Origin of the sequence: Acinetobacter sp. ANC 4805, from assembly GCF_022549495.1 — a bacterium.
Classification (GTDB): domain Bacteria; phylum Pseudomonadota; class Gammaproteobacteria; order Pseudomonadales; family Moraxellaceae; genus Acinetobacter.
Genome location: NZ_JAKZGD010000003.1, coordinates 175924 through 191410, shown reverse-complemented (window position 1 = coordinate 191410; position 15487 = coordinate 175924). Strand labels below are relative to the sequence as shown.

16 protein-coding genes are annotated in these 15487 nt (G+C 39.3%); 3 read left to right on the top strand and 13 right to left on the bottom strand.

What is annotated here, in order from left to right:
• Nucleotides 1–2 precede the first annotated feature (2 nt).
• From pdxJ to MMP60_RS05440, 10 genes are all read right to left on the bottom strand, one after another.
• Nucleotides 3–731: a pyridoxine 5'-phosphate synthase gene (gene pdxJ, locus MMP60_RS05485; RefSeq protein WP_241335332.1), complete on the bottom strand. Its 729-nt coding sequence runs from the start codon at nucleotides 729–731 to the stop codon at nucleotides 3–5.
• Nucleotides 732–784: 53 nt separating this feature from the next.
• On the bottom strand, nucleotides 785–1492 hold the full coding sequence (locus MMP60_RS05480; RefSeq protein ID WP_241335331.1) for a DNA repair protein RecO C-terminal domain-containing protein: 708 nt from the start codon (nucleotides 1490–1492) through the stop codon (nucleotides 785–787).
• A gap of 9 nt (nucleotides 1493–1501) precedes the next feature.
• Nucleotides 1502–1702: an NF038104 family lipoprotein gene (locus MMP60_RS05475; protein WP_241335330.1), complete on the bottom strand. Its 201-nt coding sequence runs from the start codon at nucleotides 1700–1702 to the stop codon at nucleotides 1502–1504.
• A 16-nt stretch (nucleotides 1703–1718) separates the two neighbouring features.
• Nucleotides 1719–2744 (bottom strand): GTPase Era, encoded by a 1026-nt coding sequence (gene era / locus MMP60_RS05470; protein ID WP_241335329.1) that lies wholly within the window; start codon nucleotides 2742–2744, stop codon nucleotides 1719–1721.
• 4 nt (nucleotides 2745–2748) lie between these two features.
• Complete coding sequence (rnc, locus tag MMP60_RS05465) at nucleotides 2749–3444, bottom strand: ribonuclease III (protein ID WP_241335328.1); 696 nt, start codon at nucleotides 3442–3444, stop codon at nucleotides 2749–2751.
• On the bottom strand, nucleotides 3413–3790 hold the full coding sequence (locus MMP60_RS05460; protein WP_241335327.1) for a DUF4845 domain-containing protein: 378 nt from the start codon (nucleotides 3788–3790) through the stop codon (nucleotides 3413–3415). The genes rnc and MMP60_RS05460 overlap by 32 nt, the downstream gene beginning before the upstream one ends.
• A 24-nt stretch (nucleotides 3791–3814) precedes the next feature.
• A complete protein-coding gene (gene lepB / locus MMP60_RS05455; protein WP_277603684.1) occupies nucleotides 3815–4660 on the bottom strand; it encodes a signal peptidase I in 846 nt (281 codons plus the stop codon).
• Between the two features lie 84 nt (nucleotides 4661–4744).
• Nucleotides 4745–6562: a translation elongation factor 4 gene (gene lepA / locus MMP60_RS05450; protein WP_241335325.1), complete on the bottom strand. Its 1818-nt coding sequence runs from the start codon at nucleotides 6560–6562 to the stop codon at nucleotides 4745–4747.
• 157 nt (nucleotides 6563–6719) lie between these two features.
• Nucleotides 6720–7169: a thioesterase family protein gene (locus MMP60_RS05445; RefSeq protein WP_241335324.1), complete on the bottom strand. Its 450-nt coding sequence runs from the start codon at nucleotides 7167–7169 to the stop codon at nucleotides 6720–6722.
• Nucleotides 7170–7283: 114 nt separating this feature from the next.
• The gene (locus MMP60_RS05440) at nucleotides 7284–8660 is read right to left on the bottom strand and encodes a Do family serine endopeptidase (protein WP_241335323.1); all 1377 of its coding nucleotides are present in this window, start codon (nucleotides 8658–8660) and stop codon (nucleotides 7284–7286) included.
• Nucleotides 8661–9036: 376 nt separating this feature from the next.
• On the opposite strand from MMP60_RS05440, the gene nadB reads away from it, so the two are divergent.
• The gene (gene nadB, locus MMP60_RS05435; protein ID WP_277603680.1) at nucleotides 9037–10668 is read left to right on the top strand and encodes an L-aspartate oxidase; all 1632 of its coding nucleotides are present in this window, start codon (nucleotides 9037–9039) and stop codon (nucleotides 10666–10668) included.
• A 223-nt stretch (nucleotides 10669–10891) separates the two neighbouring features.
• On the opposite strand, the gene tmk is transcribed toward nadB, so the two are convergent.
• From tmk to pabC, 3 genes are read right to left on the bottom strand one after another with little or no spacing between them, the layout of a single operon-like run.
• The gene (tmk, locus tag MMP60_RS05430) at nucleotides 10892–11491 is read right to left on the bottom strand and encodes a dTMP kinase (protein WP_005151865.1); all 600 of its coding nucleotides are present in this window, start codon (nucleotides 11489–11491) and stop codon (nucleotides 10892–10894) included.
• Nucleotides 11492–11499: 8 nt separating this feature from the next.
• A complete protein-coding gene (gene mltG, locus MMP60_RS05425; RefSeq protein WP_241335322.1) occupies nucleotides 11500–12570 on the bottom strand; it encodes an endolytic transglycosylase MltG in 1071 nt (356 codons plus the stop codon).
• Nucleotide 12571: 1 nt separating this feature from the next.
• A complete protein-coding gene (gene pabC, locus MMP60_RS05420) occupies nucleotides 12572–13384 on the bottom strand; it encodes an aminodeoxychorismate lyase (RefSeq protein ID WP_241335321.1) in 813 nt (270 codons plus the stop codon).
• 406 nt (nucleotides 13385–13790) lie between these two features.
• On the opposite strand from pabC, the gene MMP60_RS05415 reads away from it, so the two are divergent.
• Together MMP60_RS05415 and MMP60_RS05410 are read left to right on the top strand one after the other, a co-directional pair.
• The gene (locus MMP60_RS05415; protein WP_241335320.1) at nucleotides 13791–14798 is read left to right on the top strand and encodes a sulfate ABC transporter substrate-binding protein; all 1008 of its coding nucleotides are present in this window, start codon (nucleotides 13791–13793) and stop codon (nucleotides 14796–14798) included.
• A gap of 31 nt (nucleotides 14799–14829) precedes the next feature.
• Complete coding sequence (locus tag MMP60_RS05410; protein ID WP_241335319.1) at nucleotides 14830–15432, top strand: alpha/beta hydrolase; 603 nt, start codon at nucleotides 14830–14832, stop codon at nucleotides 15430–15432.
• Nucleotides 15433–15487: the final 55 nt, after the last annotated feature.

Sequence of the window (15487 nt, the reverse complement as noted above, 5' to 3'; positions counted from 1 at the left end):
ACTTATCTCGCAGCAGCCTGAATTGCTGCTTTCATCTCTTTTACCGCTTGAGCCAGACCGACAAATACACTATCAGCAATAATTGAATGCCCAATGTTTAATTCATGGATGTGTGGAATCGCAGCAATCGCAGCAACATTACCCAAATGCAAACCATGCCCAGCATTCACAATTAAACCTTTAGCAGCCGCATATTCAGCACCTTTAATAATACGGGCTAATTCTGCTTGTTGCTGCTGATCAGTCTCGGCATCAGCATAAGCACCTGTATGAATTTCAATGGTCGGCGCACCACAAGCAACTGCTGCATCAATTTGTGCAAGGTCTGCATCAATAAATAATGATACATCACTACCAATCGCCTTAAGTGCTTCGGTTGCCGCTTTGACTTTGTCAAAATTACCAACTACATCTAAGCCACCTTCGGTGGTCACTTCTTGACGACGTTCAGGGACAAAACACACATGCTGTGGTTGAATTTCTTTGGCAAACTCAACCATTTCATCGGTCACAGCCAATTCAAGATTCATACGTGTTTTCAACAATGGGCGCATGCGGCGTACATCATCATCTTGGATATGGCGGCGATCCTCACGCAAATGCAAAGTAATCCCCTCTGCACCCGCCTCTTCACAGACCAAAGCAGCCTGAACTGGATCAGGGTAAGTTGTACCACGTGCTTGTCTTAATGTTGCAACATGATCAATGTTTACACCTAAGATTGCAGCCATAAAAATGTCCTATCGTTTATCACCCAAAGTATTGTGAAAACACTTTAGAAAAATTAAGTTTGCGTATTTTGAATCCACAGTTGACGACTTTTCAGTGGTCGATCACCCAACAAAGAGCTAATCATTTGGCGGTATAGTTTACCCAATAATTGCAACTGTTCGTGAGAAAAATCCTGCTCATCTTGATAACTTTGCATAGTCGCAATCAAACTACCCGGAATTGTTGAGCGTGAAGCTTGTGCAACAGGGATGAAACCATCATTCAACTGAAATTGGTAATGCTGAAGTGGTAGAATCTCTTGTTGGCTTGCATCAACCGAGAAATCAATCGCATATCCTAATTCTTGTAATAATACATGCTCAAATTGACGTAAGATTTGCCGCAAAAATAAAGCCGCAGATTCATGTGAAGCGAGTTGCTGTAATTGCAATAAAGTCAGTTGATATTGCTCAAAAGTATGCGGCATCGCTTCTTCAAGAGGACATAATCGCAATAGAATTTCATTTAAATAAAAACCAGCAAAAAATGCATCACCATGAAAGAATACAGGCTGATTTAGAATTTCTAATTTGGTGAAATTTTTAAGTTCAGATTTGCCCGAAGCTTGTAGACGAATCGGTTGATATTGCGGTGGAGGAGTTTGTCTTATAATCCCATCTACTCGACCATATTCTTGCGTATATAAATGCACAATATGGCTCTTTTCGCGATATTTACGGTGATGAATTAAATAGCCATGTAGGACTTCGTTACGCATCATAGAATGATACTAGTCCTTTTGTTTTTCACTCTTATGCTCTTCATCATCGCTATCAGGAATCACTACGCCAACAACAGCAGCAGTTCCTTTAACAACACCCTTTGTCGTTTTATAAGCAATTTTAACTGGTACGGTCACAACTTTATAGATACACCCTTGTAACATCCATACACATGTCACAAGAGTAAAGAATCTAACAATTGTGTTCATACCAGTCTTCATTGTCTTAAATATCGCTATAACCTAAGCTTTTCAGTGCACGCTCATCATCAGACCAACCGCCTTTGACTTTCACCCAAAGTGTCAACATGATTTTTTGTTCGAACATTTTTTCCATGTCCGCACGTGCATCCATACCAATGCTTTTTAGCTTCGCACCCTTATCACCAATTACAATCGCTTTTTGCCCTTGGCGTTCAACAAAAATTGTTGCATCAATATAAGTACAAGGTGGCTTTAAACGACCTGTTTTTTCATTTACTGTCGCTTCTTCAGTTTTAAACGATTCAATTTGCACAGTTAGGTCGTATGGAAGCTCTTCACCCAACTGACGCATAATTTTCTCACGAATAATTTCACTCGCAAGGAAACGTTCCGAACGATCGGTAATCTGATCTAATGAATACAAAGGTGGTTGGTATGGCAGATATTTTTCAATCGTGTCGCGTAAATGATCTAGATTTGCGCCACGTAATGCTGATACTGGAACAATTTCAGCAAAACTCATTAACTTGGCACGCTCACGAATCAGTGGCAATGCCTCATTTTTATTCTCAAAAGTATCTAATTTGTTGATCACAAGAATGACTGGCATTTCTGCATTTTTAAGCTTTTCCAAAACTAATTCATCGTTTTGAGTCCACTTTTGTGCATCAACCACAAATAAAACCAAGTTCACATCACGCAATGCTGAGTGTGCAGCACGGTTCATCATCTTATTGATGGCACGCACTTCTTTTTTATGCATCCCAGGCGTATCCACAAATACTGCTTGTGATTTTTCACGCGAATCAATACCGACAATTTTGTGACGTGTAGTTTGTGGCTTACGTGAGGTAATTGATAGTTTTTGACCCAGAATGTGGTTCATCAAAGTTGATTTGCCTACATTTGGGCGACCAACAATTGCAACAAAACCGCTTTTGAAATCTGAAGGAATTGTGGTTCCTTGAGAACTAAAAAATTGATCAACGACATTATTGCCATCTTGCTGTTCAGTTGCTTCTGGCTTATTTTCTTCTGAATGAGACATCAGGTTATTGCTCCAATAATTTTAAAATTTCTGCCGCTGCTGTTTGTTCAGCAAAACGACGACTTGAGCCCTCGCCTATAATTTTTGGCAATCCCAGTACATCACATTCCACTTTGAAATGTTGATTAGGGGCATCACCCTGAATATCTACAACCTCGTAAACTGGGAGAGGTTTTTTACGTGCTTGTAAATACTCTTGCAAACGTGATTTCGGGTCTTTCAGTTGATCTGTCGGTTCGATATGATCAAGATATGGTTCATACCATTTTAACACAATGCGCTCTAGCAAGTTGAGATCATTACTGTCTAAATAAATAGCACCAATAATCGCTTCTACAGTATCCGCAAGAATGGACTCTCGATGATGCCCACCAGATTTCAATTCGCCTGTACTCAAAATAAGTGACCGACTCAATTGCAAGTCATTTGCAATTTTCCCCAATGCTTCCTGTCGAACTAAAGTCGCACGCATTCGCGTTAAACGACCTTCATTTTCTAGGGGATAGGCATTGTACAAATAATTTGCAACGATCATCCCTAATAATGCATCACCTAGAAATTCTAGGCGCTCATAATTGTGCTTATGACTCACAGAACGATGGGTTAAAGCCAATTTCAACAAATCAGCTTGTTGAAATTGGTGACCTATTCGTACTTGCAGCCGAGTATCATTGAGCTTGTTTTGCAGATTTTTGGTCAAAAGTCTTCTCAAAATTCATCACTAAACTAATATTCAACATGAAAGGCTTACGCACTTCATACTTTTTCTTTACAACTAGATCATCTGCGTATGTCACTTGGGCAATCTCTGAAAAACGTAAGTCTCTTACATTATTCATTTCCATTCGTTGCTCCATTTGGGCTGCAAATTTTGCTGGAGTTACATTATCAGGACTTTCTTTTAGCAATTCCTGAATTTGTGTATCAATAATTTTATCATCCCAATAAGCCGGCCAAATTGCGACAGCTGCTTTCACAGCAATTGCAAATAAAATGACCCCAAATAATATTGCGATATATGATGCACCTTGTTGAGATTTACGCATCTTCATACTTCCTATGTATTTTTATTAGTTAATCTTACCATTTCGGTTAAAACTTGGCAGGTTAAAACCAGGCTCTTTATGCATCCAAATATAAAAAGCTCGACCCGTCAAATTTGCTTCAGGTACAAATCCCCAGAAACGGCTATCTGCACTCTGATCTCTGTTATCACCCATTGCGAAATATTGCCCTTTTGGAACGGTTACTTCCCAATCTTGCCCATTACTCTGAATAAACACATTATTCTCTTTAGCAACAAATGGAACCAATGCTTCCGCGCCGCGTAACTTTGCAAACTGGAATTGTTCCGCTAAAGGATTCCGACCATCCAAATAGCGAATCAAATGTTGGTGTTCACCTAATGTCTCTTTAAAATAGTAAACCGTTGGTGTTTCCAATTGATCTTTTTCACGTTTGAATTCAGTTGCAACTTTGGCAATCTGTTGACCATTAATAATCAATTGACCAGATTTAAACTGAATATGATCTCCAGGCAAACCCACTACTCGCTTAATATAGCTAATCGTTGGTTGTGGTGGATAGCGAAATACAATAACCTCACCACGTTTTGGCTCACCAACATCAATCACTTTTGCATTCACGATTGGCAAACGCACACCATAATCAAATTTATTTACTAAAATAAAATCACCTGTTTCTAAGGTTGGCACCATAGAATCAGATGGAATATTAAATGGTTCATATAAGAAAGAACGGAGGATTAACACAACAGCCAATACAGGCCAAAAGTCATATGCCCATGTAACGACAAAATTTTCCTGATCACGCCCTTTGTTTGCACGTTGTTTTAGTACAAATTTATCGAGCAGCCACACGAGAAAAAAAATCAGTGTAACTGGTACCAGAATCAAATTAAAATCAAAATCCACACGCCCTCTCCCGCAGTCTAGCTGCTCGTTTTATAGCTAGGTAAATATATTTACCTAGCCTCTTTTTTATCTATCAACTTTCAATACGGCCAAGAATGCTTCCTGAGGAATCTCAACACTTCCTACTTGCTTCATACGTTTCTTACCTTCTTTTTGTTTCGCAAGAAGTTTCTTCTTACGTGAAACATCACCACCATAACATTTTGCCAATACGTTTTTACGCATGGCTTTTACAGTAGAACGTGCAATGATTTGCGCACCAATCGCAGCTTGAATAGCGACATCATACATTTGGCGAGGGATCAAATCTTTCATCTTCTCAACCAAAGCAATACCACGATGACGTGCATCTTGACGGTGACAAATCATAGCCAAGGCATCGACCTTTTCACTATTAATTAACACGTCAACCTTAACTAAAGATGAACTTTCAAAACGTACAAAGTTATAATCTAAAGATGCAAAACCACGTGAACAAGATTTCAACTTATCAAAGAAATCCATCACCACTTCTGCCATAGGAATTTCAAAAGTGATCGATACTTGGTTACCCAAAAACTTCATGTCTTTTTGAACGCCGCGACGCTCGATACATAAAGTCATCACATTACCTAAATATTCTTGTGGGACAAGAATATGACATTCAGCAATTGGCTCACGTAAATCTTCAACTGTTGAACCATCTGGCATTTTCGACGGACTGTCGATATAAATGATGTCACCTTTTTTGGTGAGCGCTTCATAAATTACTGTTGGTGCAGAGCTAATCAAATCAAGATCATACTCACGCTCTAAACGCTCTTGTACGATTTCCATATGTAGCATGCCCAAGAATCCACAACGGAAACCGAAGCCTAAAGCATCTGAACTTTCTGGTTCAAAGAATAATGCTGAATCGTTAATTTGTAATTTTTGTAGTGCTTCACGGAATGGTTCAAAGTCACTTGAATCAATTGGGAAAAGACCCGCATAGACTTGTGGTTTAACCTTTTTAAAGCCTGGTAAAATAGCAACATCTGGTGTGTTCGACAAAGTAATCGTGTCGCCTACAGGCGCACCAAAAATATCTTTAATCCCAGCAATAACGAAGCCTACTTCACCAGCTTCCAAAATATCGGTTTCAGTATGCTTTGGATTGAATACGCCTACTGAGGTGACTGGATGTGTTTGACCTGTAGACTTCACCAACATTTTGTCGCCTTTACGGATACGACCTTGTTTAATACGAACAAGCGATACCACACCAAGGTAGTTATCGAACCATGAGTCGATAATCAATGCTTGTAAAGGTGCATCACGATCACCTTCTGGTGCAGGAATAACATCAACTAAACGCTCTAAAACACCTTCAACACCCAAACCTGTTTTTGCTGAACACGTCGGTGCATCTGTTGCTTCAATCCCGATAATTTCTTCAATTTCGTGAATGACACGCTCAGGTTCAGCTTGAGGTAAATCAATCTTGTTTAAGATGGGTAAAACTTCTAGACCTTGCTCAATCGCCGTATAGCAGTTTGCTACTGACTGTGCCTCAACACCTTGTGCAGCATCAACAACCAACAATGCCCCTTCACATGCTGCCAAAGAACGTGATACTTCATAAGAGAAGTCAACGTGTCCTGGAGTATCAATGAAGTTTAATTGATATTCTTGACCATTTGGGTGCGTGTAATACAAGGTGACTGACGCGGCTTTAATGGTAATCCCTCGCTCACGCTCAAGTTCCATAGAGTCCAATACTTGAGCTTGCATCTCACGATCTTGTAAACCACCACACATTTGAATGAATCGATCCGCCAAGGTTGATTTACCATGGTCAATGTGAGCAATAATCGAGAAATTACGTATGTTTTTGATATCTACGGATTTTTTAGCTTGCGCCATGGGTTACCTTAACAAAATAGAATGCCCTATACTTATAACAAGTTATGAGCCAAAGCGGTTTAACAAAATTGTTGGCGATTATAGCAGAACAGCTTTTCAAAGTATTCAAAATAATTATTCCCTTGAAGCCACTAGGTAAGAGTCTCAACCATTCGATTTACCCATATAACATTGAAAAATCCATCGGGTTTAAATCAGTAGCGATGGGTTGATAAGCATGGGTAAAACTGGGTGACATACGTTTCGGACGACCTGTTGCGATCTCGATACACGCCCATTTGGTATTCCCTACAAATAAAATACTTTGATCTTTGGGACGGTAAAATGCGTACTGACGAAAAGAATAGAGTGCATTAATATCATCTAACCATGTCCGCAAGATGACTTCTTCACCTTCAAGTGCTGCTTTCCGATACTGAACATGATGCTCTACCGCCACCATTGCATGTTTGAGTTCTAAATATTGAGCTAGACCTAAACCTAATCTGTCAATATGCGCTGCTGCGACATCTTGCATCCACTGAATATACATGACGTTATTGACATGACCTAAAACATCAATATGTTCAGGTTGTACAGTTATTCTTAAATCAAAAATAGTACTCATAAACCTACTTATTTCGTCAATCCAAGCTCAGCCACATACACTAATCTAAACACTTATACATTACAAAATAAAAACCACCCTATTTCAGAGTGGTTTTAGAATATTTAGGAGCGATTACGGTAAACGTAAACCTAGAATTGCTCGCTGCCCTTGGCGAATAATTGCTACACGTGCAACACTATTTTTCGGTAATGCTGTCATGGTTTTTACAAACATTTGGCTATTTGAAATAGGTGTACCATTCACTTGAAGAATAATATCACCTGCAACAATATTTGATAATGAGGCTAAACTACCTCGTTTAACATCTTGCACTAAAATCCCCCCACGAACATCTAGTTTTGCCTGTTCTTCAGGGGTTAAATTACGAATACTCATTCCCAAACCGCTGGTTGGATTATTTTTATCCTCAGCAGCTGGCGTATCATCTGGTGCAGTACCTAAAGTCGCTGAAATAGTGCGTACTTTATCGTCACGCAACACTTCTAATTGAACAGTTTGGCTAGGTGCTACACGGTTTAATACATTCAACAAATCACTGGTACGTGAAATAGAAGAACCATTAATTTTTAAAATCACATCACCCGATTTTAAACCTGCTTTTTCAGCAGGAGACTTTGGCGTAACTTGATTGATTAGCGAACCTTCTGGTTTTGGTAGTTTGTACGCTTCTGCAAGGTTGCGATCAATATCTTGCAACATTACACCAAGATAAGAACGAGTCACTTTACCATTGGTTTTAAGCTGTTGTACCACATCCATCGCCACATCAATCGGAATCGAGAATGACAAGCCCATATAACCACCTGTACCACTAAAGATACGCGAGTTCACACCGACAACCTCGCCTCGTTGGTTGAATAGTGGGCCACCTGAGTTACCAGGATTTAAAGCTGCATCAGTTTGAATAAATGGAACAGAGGTTTCACCACTCATATTCCGTGATTTAGCACTGACAATTCCTGCAGAAGCAGAATAATCAAAACCAAAAGGTGAACCAATCGCTAAAACAGGCTCACCGACTTTAAGCTGGCTTACATTACCAACTTTTAATTCTGGAAAATTTGCGCCATTTACTTTAAGTACAGCAACATCTGTACGCTCATCACTTCCCACTAAAGTTGCATCAAGTTCACGTCGATCATTTAAGGTAATACTGATGCGCGATGCATCCGCAATCACATGATGATTTGTAACCAAGTAGCCATCTTTACTAATAAAAAATGCACTACCGTATGCCGTCTTTTCTTGTGGTCCTTGTTGTTGAGGGATAATAACTTGGTTACCAAAGAAACGGCGTAGAATTTCTGGAACTTGTTGTTGTAATAACTCTTCCTGAGTCATTTTTTTCACAACATTGACACTCACAACAGCAGGGCTTACCTGCTCTACGAGATTCGAAAAATCTACTGGTGATGCTGCGTTAACTTGTACAGCTGCTACCGTAAATACCGCAGCATACATTCCTTGTTGTAAATAGCGACTTTTCATGAAGTGAGAACCTGCGAGCGAATAATCTATAAAATATTAAGATTATGTTTTTATCATAACCAAAGCTAAGGTTTCGTAAAAATATGTTTATATTTTCAATGCATACAATGATCTAGCGTGATGAATTGTGAATAAATTATGGAGTTTGTATCCATCAGTTATTCGATATTGTGAATATTATATAAACAGCTTAAATCCAGATTAAAACAATAGATTGAATCATCATCATTTAATGACTCAAGGTTATTGATAATTGATATCAACAAAATTTGTGAACATTCGCTAAAAAATCGTTCAATTCTAAGCAGATTGGCACTTGCCTTTTTTGTAAAAAAGCGTTGTCATTAGCGAACGTTTAAAACTGAAGCAGATCGACATGCCTGATTTAAAAACAATTCACCATTTTGATGTGATTATTGTGGGCAGTGGCGGTGCAGGTTTAAGTCTTGCACTCTCTTTACCGAGTCATTACAACATTGCCATTTTAGCAAAAGCAGAGCTCACAGAAGCCAGTACTTTTTATGCTCAAGGTGGTGTTGCTGCGGTCTTAGACGAGACTGATTCAATTCAACAACATATTAATGACACTATGATTGCAGGCGGACATCTTTGTGAATTAGATGCCGTTAAACATACGGTCGAAGGCGGTAAGCCTTCTGTTGATTTCTTATTAAACCAAGGTGTCCAATTCACCTTAGATGATGATGAGCAATTACACCTCACCCGTGAAGGTGGTCACTCACAACGCCGTATTATCCATTCAGCCGATGCAACAGGCAAAGCAATTTCAACCACGCTTGTTGAACGTGCTAAAGAACGTAAAAATATTACAATTTTTGAAAATTATATTGCGATTGACCTCATCACATTACATAAACTTGGTCATCAAGATCAAAACAATCGTGTGGTTGGTTTATATGCATTAAATGAAAAAAGTGAACAAGTTCATACCTTCTTAGCCCCTTTCACAGCTTTGGCCTGTGGTGGTGCAATGAAAGCTTATTTGTATACGTCAAACCCTGACATTGCGACAGGTGATGGTATTGCAATGGCGTATCGTGCAGGTTGTCGTGTTGCAAATATGGAGTTTAACCAATTCCATCCAACTTGCTTATACCATCCTCAAGCTCGTTCTTTCCTCATTACTGAAGCCATGCGTGGTGAAGGTGCTTATTTACGTTTACCTGACGGTGAGCGTTTTATGTTACGTCTTGATGAACGTGCTGAACTTGCGCCACGTGATATTGTTGCACGTGCGATTGACTATGAAATCAAACGTCTTGGTATTCGTCATGTTTGGTTAGACATCACACACAAATCACCTGAATTTATCACCGAACACTTTCCTACTCTTTACGCACGCTTGCTCGAACTTGGCATTGATATTACCAAAGATATGATTCCTGTTGTTCCAGCAGCCCACTATACCTGTGGTGGTGTCGTTGTAGATGAGCATAGCCAAACTGACTTAGACGGTTTATATGCCATTGGTGAAACATCTTATACAGGTTTACACGGTGCTAACCGTATGGCAAGCAACTCACTGCTTGAATGTTTCGTGTATGGCATGAGTGCAGCAGAAGATATTCAAAGCAAACATAATGTTAGCTTTGAATTTCCAGATGTACCCTCTTGGGATGAATCTCAAGTAACTGATGCAGATGAAGATGTTGTGATTCTACAAAACTGGGATGAATTGCGTTCAACTATGTGGAACTATGTGGGTATTGTCCGCACCACTAAACGTTTGCAACGTGCCTTACACCGCATCGAAATGCTGAAACGTGAAATTAACGAATATTATCAAGGCTATCGTGTCAGTAAAAACTTGATCGAATTACGTAATTTGGTTTTGGTTTCTGAAATGATTGTACGTTGTGCAATGGAACGTAAAGAATCACGTGGTTTACATTACACGCTGGATTATCCAGAGCTCTCGAATGAGATTCGTAAGACGGTACTCACGCCACCAAACTTTAAAGTAGAACAGCCGTTGGTGAATGAGTAATACTTTTAAGTTTTTGGAGCTTTTCAAGACAACTTAAGGCTATTATTTACTATCGAGGTAGGCGACATGGATGTCGCCCGTTGAGCTGCGGTATCAAGGATGTACCGTCAGCTCAACAAAGGATTTTTGTTACTTTTCATCCTTGAAAAGTAAGGCATAAGTAATAGAGTTCAAAGCGTGATTTCAAACTTTTTCAACAATAAAGATTGAGAATATAGCTATTTTATTTCAAATATTGCAAAGCTTCTTCAAACACCACATCCGCATTCTGCGTTGCATCTAAACGCTTCATCCGTTCAGGTTCTGCTTGCCACAAAGTCTCATAACCCGCACGCACCTTAGCAAAGAAACTTAATTTCTCTTGCTCAAAACGATCCAATGCACCACGCTCTCGCGCACGAGTCATTCCTAACTCAATCGGGGCATCTAGCCAAAAGGTAATATTCGGCATTCTCGCGACAAAAGTTTGATTTAACAGTTGCAACTTTTCCTGACTCAAACCACGTCCAGAGCATTGATAAGCAAAGCTGGCATCGGTAAAACGATCACTCAACACAATCTTGCCTGCCTCTAATGCAGGTAAAATCACTTGTTGTAAATGCTGCGCACGTGCTGCATAAATCAATAACAGCTCAGTATCATGACTCATTTGTTCCTCATGATTCACCGCTAATAATAAAGAGCGAATCTGTTCAGCTAACGGCGTTCCACCCGGTTCACGGGTCAATACCACTTCTTTACCTTGTTGTTCAAAGTACTGATGAATTTTACGAATGAGTGTCGTTTTCCCTACACCTTCCGTACCTTCAAAACTAATAAACATCATTCATCCTACTTTTGCTTTGCACGTAACGCAGTTAAATATTCTTGAACTGCACGATTATGATCTTCTAGAGAGGCCGTAAATTTATGCCCACCATTGCCTGTCGCAACAAAATAAATATTCTGAGCATCATCAGGATGCATCGCTGCTTCAATCGCTTTTTTACTTGGTAATGCAATCGGAGTTGGCGGCAAACCATTGATCGTATAAGTATTATAAGGTGTCGGTGTGCGTAAATCATTACGCGTGATATTACCCTTATAATTTTCACCCATCCCATAAATCACGGTTGGGTCTGTTTGTAAGCGCATACCTATTTTTAAACGGCGGACAAACACGCCTGAAACTTGTTCTAACTCGCTATCTAAGCTGGTTTCTTTTTCAATAATCGAAGCCATGATTAAAGCTTGATATTTATCGTTATATGGTAAGTTCGGTGCTTTTTTTGCCCAAGCTTCATCTAATGATTTCATTTGACGGCGATATAAATCCGTTAAGATTTTTTTATCCGTTTCACCCTTAGCAAAGAAATAAGTATCTGGGGCAAATAACCCTTCAGGGTGTGAATAAGGAATATCTAAAGCTTTTAACAATTGATCTTGTGGTAGATCTAAAATGGTCTTGCTGACATTCGGATCTTTCTTTAAATTCTGTAGTAATTGTTTAAATGTTGTTCCTTCGATCACTAAAATACGATTCATTTGTGCATTTTCAGCGTCAGACAACATATCAAGTACTTGACGAACACTCATGCCTTTATTGACTTCATACACGCCTGCTTTCAAGCTATCATGAATCATAAACTTTTGGTAAAGCTTTAAAATAATAGGAAAATTGACTTTATTTTCTTTAGATAAATGATCAATAAATTTTGAATAAGTATCACCCGAAGAGATGACTAAAACTTGTTTTTTCCCTTCGACTGGATAGTTTTTAAATAGACTTGCCCATAAAACACCGAATACGAGCAAAAGAAAGACGACGATTACAATCAATAAGGCTTTGATAGAAAACTTAGACTTCGGTTGAGCTTTTGGCTTTTTCTTTGTTTTGGCTGGGGTCGTTGGTGGCTTTGGCATATTAATCAATCTGGCTAAGTTTTAAAGTTTCAAATAAATCAAGGTAGGGTTGCTGTTCAAACGTCCGACCATTAAATCGGACCACTGCTTTCATCGGATGCAAAGCATTGCAGAAAAATAGGCTCTGAATACGTCCAATATCACTAATTTCTACACAGCCTTGCTCACACTCAATGTTGTATTGCTGCATTCGAGACAAAATCTTGGCGCGCATGACGCCGTGGACGCCATTATAACGAAGTTCAGGGGTAATCCATCGATCATTTATACGAATAAAACAATTACTGCTCACCCCTTCAACAATATAACCCTGTACATCGCTCACCAGTGCTTCAAGCCAACCTTGCTGATCTGCTTCTTGCTTCAATACAACTTGTTCTAAGCGATTCAATGTTTTCAAACCCACTAAATGTGGCATGTTTAAACCTAGAGCATGGTTTAACACCCCACTCTCAATCCATTCAGGTTGAAAAGCTTGTATTACTCTAGGGTAATACCAAACATAAACATCGGCAGCATGTAAAGGTAGGCTATAGCCTCGATCCCCTTCACCTCGACTGATCACAATCTTTAACGTACCGTTTAAGGTGAAGTGCTGTTGTTGTAGCTGAGCCAGCGCTGTGTCTATCAAGGATAAATCAGCATCAAGGCTTAAACGTTGGCAGGCTAATGTTAGACGTGCAAAGTGAAGTTGTTTGAGTTCAAAACGATCTTGAAAAATTCGTGCAGTGGTAAAACAACCATCTCCATAATGGAAGGCTCGATCTAACAATGGGATCGAATCAATCAATTGTCCATTTTTATAACACTGCATGATCGAAAGTTCAGTCTAAAGTCCGTCCTCATCATACCTCGAAACATAATCTTCAGAAAAGCCAGATCACAGAAACCTAGCCTGATTTACCATGATTGATAATCTTATGGTTTATAAACAACTCAAATAAGTCAAGATATGCAAAACAACTTCTCCCCCCATCGACCTCAACTAATTTTTTAAATAAACATTCAAAACCAAATGCTTTTAACACAATGATTTTATAGCTATAAACCAATCGATTATCAAAAAATCAGCATAACTTATCTCTTTTTTATATTTCTTTTTTATTCATATTAAATTCGATTTTAATTATTTTTTTTGCAAAAAAACTGACGTTATGCTGCATCCATATTCCAAACAATGATTGAAGGTTTGTTGATACAGACCAATTTAAGGGGTTCTCATGCGTTTATCTCAAATTAAAGTCGGTGTTATTGCCGCATTACTCTCAGTTTCTTCATTTGCGGCACAAGAATTTTTAAATGTGTCTTATGATCCAACTCGCGAACTGTATACAGATTTCAATAAACAGTTCGGCGCTTTTTGGAAACAACGTACTGGTCAGGATATTGAATTTAAACAATCTCATGGTGGTTCAGGCAAACAAGCTCGTGCAGTCATTGATGGTTTAAATGCTGATGTCGTAACACTAGCACTTGCTGCGGACATTGATGAAATTGCAGAAAATGCAAAGTTACTTCCAGCCGATTGGCAGAAGAAATTACCAAATAACTCTACCCCTTACACCTCAACGATTGTTTTCCTTGTGCGTAAAGGCAATCCAAAACAAATTAAAGATTGGGGTGATCTAGTTAAACCAGGTGTAGAAATTATTACACCCAATCCAAAAACATCAGGTGGCGCACGTTGGAACTACTTAGGTGCTTGGGCATGGGCAAAACACCAAAAAGGTGGTAACGATGCTAAGGCTCAAGAATTTGTTCGCCAAATTTATAAACAAACCAAAGTACTTGATTCAGGTGCGCGTGGTGCAACCACAACATTTGCTGAACGTGGTATCGGTGATGTGTTACTGGCTTGGGAAAATGAAGCTTTCCTTGCAGTCCGTGAACAACCGGGTAAATTTGAGATCGTTACACCTTCGCTTTCAATTCTCGCTGAGCCACCCGTTGCAGTGGTAGAAAAGAATGCTGAGAAAAAAGGTAATTCACAAATCGCTCGTGGTTATTTGAACTATCTATATTCACCAGCAGGTCAGGAAATTGCAGCACGTAACTTCTATCGTCCTCGCAATGCAGCTGTTTTAAAGAAATACAGCACGACATTTAAACCACTCAAGCTTGTCACGATTGATAAAGAATTTGGCGGTTGGACCAAAGTACAGAAAACTCATTTTGATAATGGCGGTATTTTCGATCAAATCGTCAAGATCAACAGCACCACAAAATAATTTACTAATTAGGTAAATAAGGAGAGCGGACATGATTCATACCGTAATTGTTCCCGGTGTTGGTGGTAGTGAAGCACAGCATTGGCAGTCTTGGTTACAACAACAACTCGTGTCTAGCTCTCGCGTTCAACAGAAAAATTGGGATTGTCCAGTATTAAGTGAATGGGTTGCCCAATTTGTCAAAACCGTTGCAGCTGTTAAAGCACCCATACAAATCGTTGCGCATAGCTTTGGCTGTTTAACCAGTGTTGCTGCACTTGCAGAACATCCAGAATTAAGCGAAAAAGTAAAGAACTTAGTTTTGGTTGCACCTGCCAATCCTGCACGTTTTGGCGAAGCTGGCTTTGCTCGTCACAGTTTGACTGACTATAAACAATATTTTCATCAGCTCAATATTGATGTGCCAACCACCTTATTGATTAGTGAAAATGATCCTTGGTTAGGCTATTTCGATGCTTTACAACTGGCACAAGCGTGGAAACTGACACCCATCAATTTGGGGCAAGTAGGCCATATTAATGTGGCATCTGGGTTTGGCCCTTTTCCAGACATCCTTAATTACATGTTGCCTGAAAAAAAACTGCAACCTGTAAATCGAATGCCTCAGGCAAATTTTAATTTGAAATTTGCCTAGATTCCGCTCTCAGTATTTTTTGGTTTTAGTGTTATTTATTTGCTGGTTTTAGCAA

Bases quoted from the DNA above. Each gene is read 5' to 3' on its own strand.
- pdxJ (WP_241335332.1), bottom strand. From the start codon at position 731: ATGGCTGCAATCTTAGGTGTAAACATTGATCATGTTGCAACATTAAGA.
- MMP60_RS05480 (WP_241335331.1), bottom strand. From the start codon at position 1,492: ATGATGCGTAACGAAGTCCTACATGGCTATTTAATTCATCACCGTAAA.
- MMP60_RS05475 (WP_241335330.1), bottom strand. From the start codon at position 1,702: ATGAACACAATTGTTAGATTCTTTACTCTTGTGACATGTGTATGGATG.
- era (WP_241335329.1), bottom strand. From the start codon at position 2,744: ATGTCTCATTCAGAAGAAAATAAGCCAGAAGCAACTGAACAGCAAGAT.
- MMP60_RS05460 (WP_241335327.1), bottom strand. From the start codon at position 3,790: ATGCGTAAATCTCAACAAGGTGCATCATATATCGCAATATTATTTGGG.
- lepA (WP_241335325.1), bottom strand. From the start codon at position 6,562: ATGGCGCAAGCTAAAAAATCCGTAGATATCAAAAACATACGTAATTTC.
- MMP60_RS05445 (WP_241335324.1), bottom strand. From the start codon at position 7,169: ATGAGTACTATTTTTGATTTAAGAATAACTGTACAACCTGAACATATT.
- MMP60_RS05440 (WP_241335323.1), bottom strand. From the start codon at position 8,660: ATGAAAAGTCGCTATTTACAACAAGGAATGTATGCTGCGGTATTTACG.
- nadB (WP_277603680.1), top strand. From the start codon at position 9,037: ATGCCTGATTTAAAAACAATTCACCATTTTGATGTGATTATTGTGGGC.
- tmk (WP_005151865.1), bottom strand. From the start codon at position 11,491: ATGTTTATTAGTTTTGAAGGTACGGAAGGTGTAGGGAAAACGACACTC.
- mltG (WP_241335322.1), bottom strand. From the start codon at position 12,570: ATGCCAAAGCCACCAACGACCCCAGCCAAAACAAAGAAAAAGCCAAAA.
- pabC (WP_241335321.1), bottom strand. From the start codon at position 13,384: ATGCAGTGTTATAAAAATGGACAATTGATTGATTCGATCCCATTGTTA.
- MMP60_RS05415 (WP_241335320.1), top strand. From the start codon at position 13,791: ATGCGTTTATCTCAAATTAAAGTCGGTGTTATTGCCGCATTACTCTCA.
- MMP60_RS05410 (WP_241335319.1), top strand. From the start codon at position 14,830: ATGATTCATACCGTAATTGTTCCCGGTGTTGGTGGTAGTGAAGCACAG.